Annotated in this window: 10 protein-coding genes; 5 read left to right on the top strand and 5 right to left on the bottom strand. The window is 68.1% G+C overall.

Annotated features, from left to right (window positions below):
* Window positions 1–34: 34 nt before the first annotated feature.
* Window positions 35–1,924, bottom strand: a complete 1,890-nt coding sequence (locus tag ABIA65_RS07520) for an ABC transporter ATP-binding protein (protein WP_354523147.1) — start codon at window positions 1,922–1,924, stop codon at window positions 35–37.
* Window positions 1,921–3,657 carry an ABC transporter ATP-binding protein gene (locus ABIA65_RS07515; RefSeq protein ID WP_354523146.1) on the bottom strand — a complete coding sequence of 579 codons (1,737 nt, stop codon included), beginning with the start codon at window positions 3,655–3,657 and terminating at the stop codon, window positions 1,921–1,923. The genes ABIA65_RS07520 and ABIA65_RS07515 overlap by 4 nt, the downstream gene beginning before the upstream one ends.
* Window positions 3,658–3,868: 211 nt before the next feature.
* On the opposite strand from ABIA65_RS07515, the gene ABIA65_RS07510 reads away from it, so the two are divergent.
* Window positions 3,869–4,372, top strand: coding sequence for a DUF3558 domain-containing protein (locus ABIA65_RS07510; RefSeq protein ID WP_241405540.1), 504 nt, complete (start codon window positions 3,869–3,871; stop codon window positions 4,370–4,372).
* Window positions 4,373–4,428: 56 nt separating this feature from the next.
* On the top strand, window positions 4,429–4,950 hold the full coding sequence (locus tag ABIA65_RS07505) for a DUF3558 domain-containing protein (RefSeq protein WP_241405541.1): 522 nt from the start codon (window positions 4,429–4,431) through the stop codon (window positions 4,948–4,950).
* 41 nt (window positions 4,951–4,991) lie between these two features.
* Here ABIA65_RS07505 and ABIA65_RS07500 read toward each other — a convergent pair whose 3' ends face one another.
* Window positions 4,992–5,486 (bottom strand): SixA phosphatase family protein, encoded by a 495-nt coding sequence (locus ABIA65_RS07500; protein ID WP_241403907.1) that lies wholly within the window; start codon window positions 5,484–5,486, stop codon window positions 4,992–4,994.
* A gap of 127 nt (window positions 5,487–5,613) precedes the next feature.
* On the opposite strand from ABIA65_RS07500, the gene ABIA65_RS07495 reads away from it, so the two are divergent.
* Window positions 5,614–6,762 (top strand): metallophosphoesterase family protein, encoded by a 1,149-nt coding sequence (locus ABIA65_RS07495; protein WP_241403908.1) that lies wholly within the window; start codon window positions 5,614–5,616, stop codon window positions 6,760–6,762.
* Window positions 6,759–9,371 carry an AAA family ATPase gene (locus ABIA65_RS07490; protein ID WP_354523145.1) on the top strand — a complete coding sequence of 871 codons (2,613 nt, stop codon included), beginning with the start codon at window positions 6,759–6,761 and terminating at the stop codon, window positions 9,369–9,371. The genes ABIA65_RS07495 and ABIA65_RS07490 overlap by 4 nt, the downstream gene beginning before the upstream one ends.
* A 10-nt stretch (window positions 9,372–9,381) precedes the next feature.
* On the opposite strand, the gene ABIA65_RS07485 is transcribed toward ABIA65_RS07490, so the two are convergent.
* Window positions 9,382–10,596, bottom strand: a complete 1,215-nt coding sequence (locus tag ABIA65_RS07485) for an acyl-CoA dehydrogenase family protein (RefSeq protein ID WP_354523144.1) — start codon at window positions 10,594–10,596, stop codon at window positions 9,382–9,384.
* A 129-nt stretch (window positions 10,597–10,725) separates the two neighbouring features.
* On the opposite strand from ABIA65_RS07485, the gene ABIA65_RS07480 reads away from it, so the two are divergent.
* Complete coding sequence (locus ABIA65_RS07480; RefSeq protein ID WP_241403911.1) at window positions 10,726–11,973, top strand: alpha/beta fold hydrolase; 1,248 nt, start codon at window positions 10,726–10,728, stop codon at window positions 11,971–11,973.
* 5 nt (window positions 11,974–11,978) lie between these two features.
* Here ABIA65_RS07480 and ABIA65_RS07475 read toward each other — a convergent pair whose 3' ends face one another.
* Window positions 11,979–13,649, bottom strand: a complete 1,671-nt coding sequence (locus ABIA65_RS07475) for an oligopeptide ABC transporter substrate-binding protein OppA (RefSeq protein ID WP_241403912.1) — start codon at window positions 13,647–13,649, stop codon at window positions 11,979–11,981.
* Window positions 13,650–13,665: the final 16 nt, after the last annotated feature.

The raw sequence follows: 13,665 nt of genomic DNA, 5'->3' as shown, positions 1-13,665 counted from the left end.
CCAAAACGCGCCGAAGTCGCATGGGGCGACACCGTCAGGCCCGGGTCATGGCCCAGTACTCGCCGTGGCGTTCCAGCAGTTCCGCGTGCGTGCCCCGCTCGACGATCTGGCCCGCCTCCATCACCAGGATCTGGTCCGCGTCCCGGATCGTCGAGAGCCGGTGCGCGATGATGAAACTCGTTCGATCACGGCGCAACTCGGCCATCGCCTGCTGAATGAGCAGCTCGGTGCGGGTGTCCACCGAACTGGTCGCCTCGTCGAGGATCAGCAGGTCCGGCTGGGCGAGGACGGCCCGCGCGATCGTGATCAGCTGCTTCTCCCCAGCGCTGATGTTGCCGCCGTCGTCATTGACGACGGTGTCGTAGCCGTCGGGCAGCGTGTGCACGAATCTGTCGACGTGCGCGGCCCGCGCCGCGGCGACCACCTCGTCGGGCGTGCAGTCGGGCTTGCCGTAAGCGATGTTGTCGTAGATCGTGCCGCCGAACAGCCAGGTGTCCTGCAGCACCATCCCGATCCGGGACCGCAGGTCTCGCCGGCTCAGCGACGCGATGTCGACACCGTCGAGCAGGATCCGCCCGGAGTCGACCTCGTAGAACCGCATCAGGAGGTTCACCAGCGTCGTCTTGCCCGCCCCGGTGGGGCCCACGATCGCGACGGTGCTGCCCGGTTCGGCGACCAGCGACAGATCCGAGATCACGGGCGTGCCCGGTCGGTAGGCGAACTCGATGTGGTCGAACTCCACGCGCCCGGCACCGCGACGGCCGTCGGTCGGCCCGGTGGGGTCGGGTGTCTCCTCATCGGCGTCGAGCAGGTCGAATACCCGTTCGGCGCTGGCGATTCCGGACTGCATCGTGTTGTACATCGACGCCACCTGGGTCAGCGGCTGATTGAACTGCCGGACGTACTGGATGAAGGCCTGAATACTGCCGAGCGTGATCTGGCCGGTTGCCACCTGCAGGCCGCCGACCACCGCCACCGCCACATAACTGATGTTGCCGATGAAGCCCGTCACCGGCGCGACCAGGCCCGACAGGAACTGCGCGCCGAAGCCGGCCTGATAGACGTCGTCGTTGAGGTCGCGGAACCTCTCCTCGGCCAGTGCCCGGTGGCCGAACGTCTTGACGACGGTGAAACCGCTGTAGGTCTCCTCGATGTGCGCGTTGAGCCTGCCTGTGTTGCGCCACTGCGCCACGAAGAGCCGCTGCGAGCGCCGCGCGATGACGCGTGTGGCAAACAGTGACAGCGGCACCACCACCACCGTGATGAGTGTCAGCAGCGGTGAGATCGTCAGCATCATCACCAGCACCGCGACGATCGTCAGGATCGACGTCAGCAGCTGGCTGATCGTCATCGACAGCGATGACTGGACGTTGTCGACGTCATTGGTCACCCGGCTCAGCACCTCGCCACGCTGCCGGGTGTCGAAGTAGGACAGCGGAAGTCGGTGCACCTTGGCCTCGACGTCGGCGCGCAGCGAAACCATGGTGCGCTGCACCGCCACGTTGAGCAGCCGCGCCTGAATCCAGACCAGCAGCGCGGCGACGAGGTACAGGCCGAGCGCGAGCAGCAGCGTGCGCCCCACCGCGTCGAAGTCCACCCCCCGGCCGGGAACGACGTTCATACCCGACAGCAGATCGGCGAACGTCGTGTCGCCGCGCGCCCTGGCGGCCTCGATGGCCTGTTCCTTGGTGATGCCTGCCGGCAGTTGACGACCGATGACACCGTTGAACAGCAGGTCGGTGGCATGTCCGAGGATGCGCGGGCCGATGACGCCGATCGCGACCCCGACCACGCCGAGCGACAGCACCGTCAGGGTCAGACCGCGTTGCGGCGTGAGCCTCTTGAGCAGACGGACGGCCGTTCCCCGGAAGTCTCGGGTGGGTTCGTTCGGTGTCGTCAGCACCGAGCGCATCGGACGGGTCATCGCGCGTCTCCCACAGCGATGGCCTGGGAGTCGGCGAACTCGGCGTAGATGGGGCAGTCGACCAGCAGCGACGCATGTGTGCCCACACCCACGACGACGCCGTCGTCGAGAACGATGATCTGATCGGCCGTGGCGACCGTCGAGATGCGCTGGGACACCACGACGACGGTGGCTCCCACCGACACCTCACCCAGCGCCTCCCTGACCCGGGCGTCGGTGTGGACGTCGAGCGCGGAGAACGCGTCGTCGAACAGATAGATGGCGGGTCGACGGATCACCGCGCGAGCGATCGCGAGGCGCTGCCGCTGCCCACCCGAGAAGTTGATGCCACCCTGGGCGACAGGCATCGCCAGTCCCTCGGGGTGGGCGGCGACGAAGTCGGCGGCCGAGGCCACCCGCAGCGCCTCCCACATCTCGTCGTCGGTCGCGTCGGACTTGCCGAATCGCAGGTTGTCGGCCACCGTGCCGGAGAACAGGTAGCCCCGCTGCGGCACCAGCCCGACCGCCGACCACAGCACCTCGGTGTCGTAGTCCCGCACGTCGACGCCGTCGACCGTCACCGACCCGCCGGTCACGTCGAACAGTCGGCACAGCAGCGACACCAGCGTCGACTTCCCCGAGCCCGTCGACCCCACCACCGCGGTCGTCGTGCCCGGCTCGACCGTGAACGAGACACCTTGCAGCACCGGACGATCGGCCCCGGGGAAGCGGAACGTCGCGTCGGTCAGGGTGAGTTCGCCCCGCAGCGTCGACGGGCGTCGGGGATCGGCGGGGCTGGTGACGCCCGTCGTGGTCGACAACACCTCTGAGATCCGTTCGGCGCACACCGCAGCGCGGGGCAGGATCGCCAGCACGACCGTGACCAGCAGGACCGCCATCAGGATCTGCATGAAGTACGACAGGAAGGCGATCAGCGAGCCGACCTGCATCTGGCCGGCGTCGATGCGCATGCCGCCGAACCAGATCAACGCCACGCTGGACACGTTGATCACCAGGGTGGTGATCGGGATCATCAGTGCCTGCCAGCGGCCCACGGTCAGGGCCGTGTCCGACAGTGCCTGGTTGGCGTGGCCGAACCGGGCCTGTTCGACGGGTTCGCGGCCGAAGGCGCGGATCACCCGGATCCCGGAGAGTTGGTCGCGGAGAACGCGGTTGATGCCGTCGATCAGCCGCTGCATCTGCCGGAACAGCGGCAGCAACCGCGACACGATCCAGTAGTTGGACAGTGTCAGCACGGGGACGCTCACCAGCAGCAGCCATGACAGGCCGGCGTCCTGGTGAATCGCCATGGCGATACCGCCGATGCTGGTGATGGGCGCGGTGATCACCATGGTGCACGTCATCTGCACCAGTACCTGGATCTGTTGGACGTCGTTGGTGGTGCGGGTGAGCAGTGAGGCGGTGCCGAACCGGCCGGCCTCCTCGGCCGACAGTCCCGTCACGTGGTGGAACATCGCGCCGCGCAGGTCGCGGCCGAATCCCATGCCCGCGCGTGATCCGTAGTACACCGCGCCGACCGCACACAGCACCTGCAGCGCGGTGACCCCGAGCATGACGCCGCCGAGTTCGACGATGAGCGCGGTGTCACCCTTGGCGACCCCGTCGTCGATTATCGCGGCGTTGATGGTCGGCAGATAGAGCGATGCCAGAGCGCTCACCATCTGCAGCACCGCCACGACGGCGAGCAGACCGCGGTACGGCGCGACGAACTGACGCACCAGGGCCCAGAGCATCCCGTAACTGTCGCATACCTTCCCGCGCTGGATCATGACCGACGCAGCGCTGGTGAGACAACTGAAAACGCCAGGTCAATCGGCATGTCGTTAAGCCTGATTCTCCGCTGCCGCTACAGTTGCGTGCGTGACTGGACGACGCGCCGACCGCCGGGCCGGGTCTCGTGGCGGGCGAAGTACGAAGGTGCTGGCCGCAGCGCTCGCGGCTGTGATGCCGATATTCGCCGCCTGCTCGAGTTCGAACGGGTCCAGTGGACCCGAAGTGCCCTCGACGCCGGCGCCGGCCGCCAACATCAAGCACGGGCCGCTGTTCCCCGAGTGCGGTGGCATCAGCGACCAGGTCATCGGTCAGCTGACGGAGATCCCAGGTCTCGTCAACACCGCACGCACATCGGCCGGTTGCCAGTGGCTCGCCGGTGGCGGCGTGCTGGGGCCGCACTTCTCGTTCTCGTGGTTCCGGGGCAGCCCGATCGGCCGCGAGCGCAAGACCGAGGAACTCTCCCGCACCAGCGTCGAGGACATCAACATCGAAGGACACGACGGCTTCATCGCACTCAATGACGACCCGACACTGGGTGTCAGCCTCTGCGAGATCGGCATCCAGTTCGATGACGACTTCATTGAGTGGTCGGTCAGCTTCGCTCAGAAACCCTTCCCGGACGCGTGTGAGGTCGCCAAGGAACTCACGCGCCAGTCGATTGTGAACGCGAAGTGAGGCGCGCGGGCGGCAGTCGCGGGGCCAGCCGCAAAGTCGGCGCCGGAGTCTTCGCGGTGTTCGCGGCGGTGACCGTGCTGCTCGGGCTGCAGGGTTGCACCCGTGCGGTCGAGGGCACCGCGGTCATCGCGGGCTCGGGTGACAACCCGCGCAACAACGACTCGGAGAAGAAGTACCCGAACCTGCTCAAGGAGTGCGACGTCCTGACCCAGGACATCCTCGCCGAGACAGTCGGTGCCGATCCGCTCGACATCCAGAGCACCTTCGTGGGCGCGATCTGCCGGTGGCAGGCGATGAACCCGGCGGGTCTGGTCGACATCACGCGGTTCTGGTTCGAACAGGGCAGCCTCGACAACGAGCGTGAGGTCGCCGCGCATCTCAACTACAAGGTCGAGAACAGGTCGATAGCCGGGGTGCCGTCGATCGTCATGAAGCCCAACGACGCCAACGGCGCGTGCGGTGTCGCCAGCGACGCCGCGGGCGTGGTCGGCTGGTGGGTCAACCCGCAGGCACCGGGTATCGACGCGTGCGGTCAGGCGATCAAATTGATGGAACTGACGCTTAACACCAACAACTGAGGCTGTTGCCGAGGGCCGCCGCGTTACCGAGGGCCGTCGCGTTACCGAGGAATATGGAACGCGATCAGCGCCGCGCCGCGCAGGCTCAGATGACTCCACGGTCCGTTGGTCGTCAACATCGTGATCGCCGACGTGGGGTACTTCGAGGCGACCTCGCCGACGGCTTCCGCATCGCTGCCCGGTCCGGCGAGCCCGAGCGCCAGGGCTGACACCCCAGGCTCGTGCGCGATGACCAGCAGCGTGGACACACTGGGGTCGACAGCGTTGATCACGCCGAGCAGGGTGCCTGGTGCGGCGTCGTAGATCGTGTCGACATAGTCGACCGGCGCGTCGATGCCTGCGCGATCCAGCGTCTGTCTGGTTCGCGTCGCTGTCGAACACAGCACGGCATCCACCGTCGGGGCGTGCTCACGGATCCAGTTGCCCGCCAGTGGCGCCTCGCGGATACCGCGCTCGGCGAGTGGACGGTCATGGTCGGCCACTCCACTGGGGTAGCTCGACTTCGAATGTCGCAACAACAGCAGCGTCCGGGTCATATCGGTAAAAGTAGCCCGACCGGTCCGCGGAGTACATGCCGATCGAGGTCCGCAGTCTTGTCGGAGCACCGACTTACACTCGCCTCACCCGATGAACGACGACACGAGGAAGAGGAGGGAAGGTCGGATGCGTTTCCTGCACACAGCGGACTGGCAGCTCGGGATGACCCGGCACTTCCTCAACGATGAGGCGCAGCCGCGATACTCGGCGGCACGGCGTGACGTCATCGCCGCGATGGGCCCGCTGGCGGCCGAGGTTGGCGCCGAGTTCGTGGTCGTCGCGGGCGACGTCTTCGAGGACAACCACGTCGCACCCGGTGTGGTGAGCAGATCGCTGGAGGCCATGCGCGCCATCGGAGTTCCGGTCTATCTGCTGCCCGGCAATCACGATCCGCTCGACGCGGGGTCGGTGTACACCAGTGCGTTGTTCCTGTCCGAGTGCCCGGCCAATGTGACGGTGCTGGACCGCACTGGTGTGTACGACGTGCGGCCCGGCCTCCAGATCGTCGCCGCCCCTTGGCGTTCCAAGGCCCCGACCACTGACCTGGTGGGTGAGGTGCTCGACGGGCTGACCGGTGATGGTGTCACCCGCATCCTGGTGGGCCACGGTGGTGTGGACCTCTTCGAACCCGACCGTGACAAGGCCTGTCTGATACGGCTCGCAGGTGTCGAGGCGGCGATCGACAAGGGCGCGGTGCACTACGTCGCCCTCGGCGACAAGCACTCCCGCACCGAGGTGGGAAGCACCGGTCGGGTGTGGTACTCCGGTGCCCCCGAGGTCACCAACTACGACCACATCGAGGCCGACCCGGGCCACGTGCTGGTGGTGGACATCGACGAGGCCGCGCCGTCGCGGCCCGTCACGGTCGATGCGCGTCACGTCGGTGTGTGGCGCTTCGTCACGCTGCGCTACACGGTCGACACCAGCCGCGACATCGCCGATCTCGACCTGAACCTCGACCTGCTCACCGACAAGGACCGCACGGTCGTGCAATTGGCGCTCAACGGTTCTCTGACCGTCACCGACAAGGCGGCCCTGGACGCGTGCCTGGACAAGTACGCGCGTCGATTCGCGGCGCTGACGACGTGGGTCGCGCAGACCGATATCGCGGTGGTGCCCGCCGACGGTGAGTTCGACGATCTCGGCATCGGTGGATTCGCCGCCGCCGCCGTCGACGAGCTGGTTGCCACCGCCAAGGCGGACGGTGCCGACGCCGACGACGCGCGGGCCGCGCTGGCTCTGCTTCTGCGGCTGGTGGAACGGGGCGCGGCGTGAAGCTTCACCGACTCGTCCTGCGCAACTACCGCGGAATCACCTTCCGCGAGGTCGAGTTTCCCGATCGCGGCGTCACCGTGATCAGCGGTGCCAACGAGATCGGGAAGACCTCGATGATCGAGGCGCTCGATCTGCTGCTGGAGTCCAAGGACCGCTCGAGCAAGAAGGAAGTCAAGCAGGTCAAGCCGACGCACGTCGACGAGGGTGCCGAGGTCACGGCCGAGATATCCACGGGCCCTTACCGGTTCACCTACTTCAAGCGCTTCCACAAGCGTCCGGTCACCGAGCTGACCGTCACCGCACCCAGCCGTGAGCAGTGGACGGGGGACGAGGCACACGAACGCGTCCGCGCGATCCTCGCCGAGACCGTCGACGTTGCCCTCTGGCAGGCGCAACGGGTGCTCCAGACCGCGTCGACCGCGGCGGTCGACCTGTCCGGATGCGACGCGCTGTCCCGCGCACTGGACGCCGCGGGCGGCCAGGCGGTGGCACTCTCGGGTGCCGAGCCGTTGCTCGTCGACCGCATCGAGGTCGAGTTCCGGCAGTACTTCACCGCGACCGGGCGACCCACGGGGGAGTGGGCCACAGCGATCAAGCGTCGCGATGACGCGCGCGCCGACGTGACGGTGTGCGAGGCCGCGGTCGCGGAGGTTCACGACGCGGTCGCGCGGCATGACGCGATCACCGTCGACCTCGCGGGGGTCGCGCTCGAGAGTGCCACGGCGGCCCGCCGTCTCGAGGCGGCGCGGGCGAGGGCTCTGGCCGTCGAGAAGGTGAGCGGCAACCTCGATCAGGCCCGCGTGGTCGCCGATGCGGCCCGGGCCGCACATGGTGCGGCCGTGGCAGCGCTTGATGAGCGCGGCCGGATCCGGGCCGAACTCGACGCCGACCTCGCGGGGATCGGTGAACTGGAAGCGGCGGTGCAGGTGGCGGCCCAGGACGAGGCGGTTGCGCGCGAGGTCCACACCGCCGCGACAGCGGAGGCGATGGCCGGGGCGGCCGATGTCGAATCGCGTCAGGCCGATGTCGACGCCGCGCGGCGCGTTGTCGACCAGATCGCTCGGCGTGACGAGGCCGACAGGCTCGCGGCTCGGATCGCCAAGATCGACACCGCTGACCGGCACCTAACCGAGGTGAATGGCGAACTCGGGCAGATTCGGCTCTCGGAGCGCACGATGCGCCTCATCGAGGCGGCCGCGGCGGCTGTCGACGTGGCATCCGCGGCGGCCGAGGCGGCGTCCGCCCGCATCGAGGTGCTGGCGCCCACACCGGTTGAGGTGAGTGTCGACGGTGCTGTTGTGGCCGTGGGCCCGGACGCGGTGTGGACCACCAGTGCGACCGCGCCGACGTCCGTCGAGGTGCCCGGGGTGCTGACGGTCCGCGTGATCCCCGGTACGCCGGCCGCGCACACCGGCGAGGAACTCGACACCAAGCGCCAAGTCCTCGCACAGGTGCTGGCGGATGCCGATGTCGCCGATATCGCGGCGGCCCGTGAACTAGATCAGCGGCGCCGCGAGCTGACGACGTCACGGGACCGGACGCTGGCCGCCCGAGAGGCCCTGCTCGCCGAGGACGATGTCGCGATGCTGGGGCAGCGCCTGATCGAGCTGCGCGCCGATCTGCCCGCCGATCTGCCCGATGACGCCGCCGCGGCGAGAAGCGGCCTCGGCGCGGCGTCGGCGGCGCACGGTGAGGTGGTTGCGGCGTGCGCCTTGCGACGCAGCGTGGCGGATGCGGCGTCAAAGGCCATGGCCGAGAAGACCACTGGCACAACCGTTGCGCGCAGTCGTCTGGAGTCCGCTCAGGCCAGGGTGGCCGCAGCGACCGAGCGCCTCGCCCAGCTGCGCGCCGTGGTCGGAGACGATGAACTGCTCGTCACCACCGAGGCCGCCGCGGAGCGGGTCCGCGATACCGCGGCGCAGGTGAGCGCACTGGAGGCCGAACTCGCCAGCATTGAGCCCGCCGCTGTGGCCGCCGAACTCGACGAAGCCCAGCGGTGGGCCGCGGAGCTGGGCCGGCGCCAGGACGATCTGCAGCATGCTCTGGTGAGCACCACCGCGCAGCTCGGTGTGTACGGCACTGAGGGCCGCAGCGGGCGGCTGGATGCCGCCCAGATCGAGTGCGGCCGAGCCGAGGCGGACTGGGCCCGTCTGCAGCGCCGCTCGAATGCGGTTGCCCTGCTGCGTCAGGTCATGGTTCGACACCGCGACGACGCCCGGCAGCGTTACGTCGAACCGTTCCGCGTCGAGGTCGAGCGGCTGGGGCGCATCGTGTTCGGGCCGGACTTCGAGGTCGAGATCGACGCCGAACTGCGCATCTGCAGCCGAACCCTGCGCGGCTGCACCGTGCCGTACGAGTCCCTGTCGGGCGGTGCGAAGGAACAGCTCGGCATCGTCGCACGGCTGGCGAGCGCCGCGCTGGTCGCCAAGGAGGACGGTGTGCCCGTCGTCATCGACGATGCGCTCGGCTTCACCGACCCGCATCGGCTGGCCAGTATGGGGGAGGTGTTCGACGCGGTCGGCGGCGACAATCAGGTCATCGTGTTGACCTGCAGCCCCGAGCGCTACGCGGGAGTCGTCGACGCCCACCGCATCGAACTGATCGCCTGACGCGACGCGATCAGAAGTAGGCGTTGGCGGGCACCGGCGTGCCGTGCAGCAGGTTCTGGCCGATCACCCGCGCCTTGTAGGACACCGGGTTGTGCAGCGTTATGGTCCGGATGTTGCGCCAGTGACGGTCGAGGTTGCGCTGTCTGCTGGCCGCGCTCGCACCGCCCAGTTCCAGCAGACGGGTGGCGGCCTCGGGTGCCACGTCGTCGAGGTGCACCTTGACCTTGGCCGCCCGAAGCTGGGCCTCGGCGGCGAGGCTGGCGTCGGGAACACCGTCGATCTCCGATGCGGTCGCGGCCGCGAGCGCCTCCGCAGCGTCGAGCACCGCCGCCCGCGCGATCGACGCGGTACTGGCGAGTTCCCCGAGCTGGCGTTGCAGCAGCGGATCATCGGTGGGCCGTTCGGCGGGCGCGTGACTGAAACTGCGGTCGCGTGACCGCAGCAGCGTGACGCCGTCGTCCACGACGCTGGCCAGAATCCCGGCCACCACGGCATGGATGAACAATTGCAGCGACGCGTACTGCACGGTGGGTTCGGGCTCGGCGTCATACGAGGCGTCGGTGAGCACTTCGTCGGCGGCGACCGCGACACCGGCGAACGTGGTGGTCCCGGTGCCGGTGCGGCGTTGCCCGAACCCGTCCCAGTCGTCGATGAGGCGCACCCCGGCTCGGCCGGCGGGCACCACGACGGTGGCAACCGAGTCGTGGTCGGTGGTCGCTGTGACGGTGAGGTAGTCCGAGAACAGGGTGCCGGTGCTGTAGAACTTCTCGCCGTCGAGTCGGTAGCCGCCGGAGCCGTCGGGCAGCAGGCGGGTGTTGAACACCAGGCTGCCGACAGCGTGAGAACCCCTCTCGCTGAACGCGTTACCGAAGAGCTTGCCCTCGGCGACCTTGTGCAGCCAGCGGGCCGAGCTGGCGTCGGACGACGTGCGCAGCCGCTCCTCGACGAACCAGAAGTGCGTACGGAAGATGTGGGCGACGATGGGATCGGCACGGGCCACGTCGATCACCGCCGAGAACAGTTGCGGGACTGAGAATCCCGCACCACCCTGTTCTGGCGGCAGGCGAAGCGTGCCGAATCCGGCGCGTTTGAGTGCTGCGACCTGATCAAAGGGATTCTCGTCGTTGAGGTCTCGGTCCTTGGCGCCGGATCCGATGCGCGCCAACAGTGCCGTCCACTCGGCTGAGCCGGGCACGGTGCGGGTGATGCCTTCCACTCCTGTCATGGTCACCGTTCTACTGACGACCTGACCAGGTGGACACTGCTTTGAATCACCGGGAACCGAAGCGCGGTCCTGCGCTCAAGTCGGTGCGCGTCGCACGCGGGGCTGGACCGACGGTGCACAATGGGGTTGATGACCATGAACGCCAAGCGCAGGCGAGTGCACAACAAGCTCGCCGCGCTGCCCGGCGTGCGGTCCGTTCGCAGGCCCGTCGGCGATGGCAGGGAGTTCGACCTCTTCTACGCCCGGACGGGACGCAAGTCTGCCCACCCGCTGCTCATCATCCCCGGCGGTCCCGGCGCGGCATCGATCGCGCTCTACCGCGCCATGCGCCGTCGTTTCGCCAACGCCGGACTCGACGTCATCATGGTCGAGCACCGCGGGGTGGGGATGTCGCGCCACGACGACACCGGCGCCGATCTGCCGCCCGAGGCGCTGACCATCGAGGCGGTGGTCGCCGACCTCGCCGCCGTCCTGGACGACGCCGGGGTTGTCTCGGCCGTGGTCTACGGCACGTCATACGGCACCTACCTCGCGGCAGGCCTGGGCGTGCGACATCCCGCCCGGGTGCACTCGATGGTGCTCGACTCTCCGCTGCTGTCCGCCGATGACATCGACGTGGTCCGAGCCGCGACGCGCAGTGTCCTGTGGGATGGCGATGACCCCGAGACGTCGGATCTGGCGAGCAGGGTGCGCAGACTGGTCGAGGACGGGATGCTCAACCCGGTCGCCACGCAACTCGTCGCGGGTCTGTACGGCTACGTCGGACCCGATGTGCTGCGCCGTCAGCTGGACCTGCTTGTGGACGGGCACGACTGGCTCTGGGGCGCGGTCGGTCTGGGCACGCAGTTGCTACTGGAGCGCAAGACGCCCTACCACCACGAGCCGGATCTGGTCGGACGGATCGGGTACCGCGAGCTGAACTACGGAGCCGAACCCGACGGCGGGCCACTGGATCCGGCCGTCGCGTTGCGCGAACTCGCCACGGGTGAGGTCGACTTCGTGGCGGAACCGTTCGACCTGATCGCCGCGATGCCCGGCTTCACCTGGCCGACCGTGGTCGTCGCAGGGGGACGTGACCTCACCACACCGCTCGCCGTGGCGCGGCGTATCGCGGACCTCATCCCCGATTCAGTCCTGGTGGAACTCCCGACGGCGGGGCACAGCGTCATCGACACCAAGGAGCGGCCCGCGCTCGAGATCGTCAAGGCGGTCTACGCCGGAACGATGCACGAACTCCCCGGTCGGGCGGCGGAACTGGATGCCGCGCCCAGTCCGTTGCCGTTCCGGCTGCTGGTGTGGGGGATCGGCGCGGCCGCCGTCGTGGAGTCGGCGGTGCCCGCGGTGCTGCCGCGCGCGGTTCGCCACGTCACGACCTGAGGAAGCTACTTCTTCATGAACCCGATCGCGGTGTAGTCAACGTCGGAGAGGCCGGCTGCCCCGAAGTTCGCGAGATCGCTTCGCACGGCGACGTTTCCGGGCGACTGCGTGAGCGGAAGGCTGAAGCCCTCTGCCCAGATCAACTGATCCAGCTCGTTGGCCAGGGCGCGCGACTTGGCCGGGTCCAGCTCCTTGAGGGTCGCCTCGATCTTGGCGTCGATCTCCGGGCTGCCAATCTTGCCGAAGTTGCTCTCCCCGGTGGACAGGTAGATCTGATTCAAGCCCGACAGCGGGAACGCGTCGGCGACCCAACTGAACTGGGCCACGTCGAAGTTGCCGACGGTGATGTACTGGCTGAAGAACCCGTTGCCGCCCTTGGCCTGCAGGTCGAGCTTGACGCCGATCTGGGCCAGGTTGTTCTGGGCGATCTGCGCGACCTGCCGGGTGGTCGACGCGTCGTAGAAGACATTGCGGATGACCAGCTGCCTGCCGTCCTTCTGGCGGAACTGGCCGTTCATCGTCCACCCCAGCGCGTCGAGTTCGCGCTTGGCGGCCTCGGGGTCGAACGCCACGACGGCACTGTTGTCCTGGTAGCCCTCCTGGCCCGCGACGAAGATGTGGTTGTTGAGCGGCGCCGGGTTGTCGGCCAGGCCGCGCTGTGTGACGTTGGCGATGGTCTGGCGGTCGATACCCTTCGAAACCGCCAGGCGTAGCGCCTTGTCGGCGAGAATCGAGCCGTCGGCGCCGTTGAACGTCAGGTGATACCAACCCAGACCCGGGGCCCGCCTGATCGTGATTCCGGGCGTGCGACGCGCGATCTCCATCTCGTCCAGACTGGCCAGACCGCTGGCGTCCAGCGCGTTGTTCTGCAGCGCGGGAATGCGGGCGGCGTCATCGAGGACCGAGTAGGTGATGCTGTCCAGGCGCGGTGCCGCGCCCCACCACTTGGGGTTGCGCGTCAACGTGATTCGCTGCGCGGTGCGGTCGATGTTGGTGATGATGAAAGGGCCGGCGGACGGCCCGGGTGCGGTGAGCTGTCCCTTGTTGAACGCCTCAGGCGTGGCCGTCATGCTCTTGGGCAGCAGCATGCCGTTGCCTGCGAACATGCCCTTCCACTCGGCGTAGGGCTTGGCGAACGTGATGACGGCCTGGCGGTCGTCGACACCACGGGTCACTGAGCCGACGCGCTCGCTGCCGTTGGGGCTGGCGATCGCGAACTGGTCGTTGCGGCCATTGGTGGCGTCGATCTGGGACTTGATGTCCTCCCACGTGATGGGCGTGTCATCACTCCAGACGGCCTTGGGGTTGATCGTGTATGTCACGACCTGCGGCTCGGTCTTCGTCAGCTCGATGTCGGTGAAGTAGTCGTTGTTCACCGTCGCGGTGCCGTCGGGGGCGATGCGGAAGGCCCGCGGCATCGTGGCCTTGAGCATCCCCGCCGAGTCGGCCACGTTGCCGTCGATGTGCAGCGAGTTGAAGTTCTCCGGGTACCCCGACAGCGCCAGGCGCAGCGCGCCGCCCTCCTGCAGTGTCGCGGGATCCTGCGGGTTCATATCGCTGGTGGTACCGATCTCGGCCTCACCGCCCGCCGACGGCGGCGGCTGGTCGCCTCCCGAACAGGCGGTGAGCGTGAGCCCGACCACGAAAAGGGCGCTGGCGAGGCGGCGGATCTCCATGCGGACAGACTCTAGC

Source organism: Mycolicibacterium sp. 624, from assembly GCF_040548615.1.
Lineage (GTDB): Bacteria > Actinomycetota > Actinomycetes > Mycobacteriales > Mycobacteriaceae > Mycobacterium.
The sequence above is the reverse complement of the archived record's forward strand: the minus strand, read 5'-3'. Positions and strand labels throughout refer to the sequence as shown.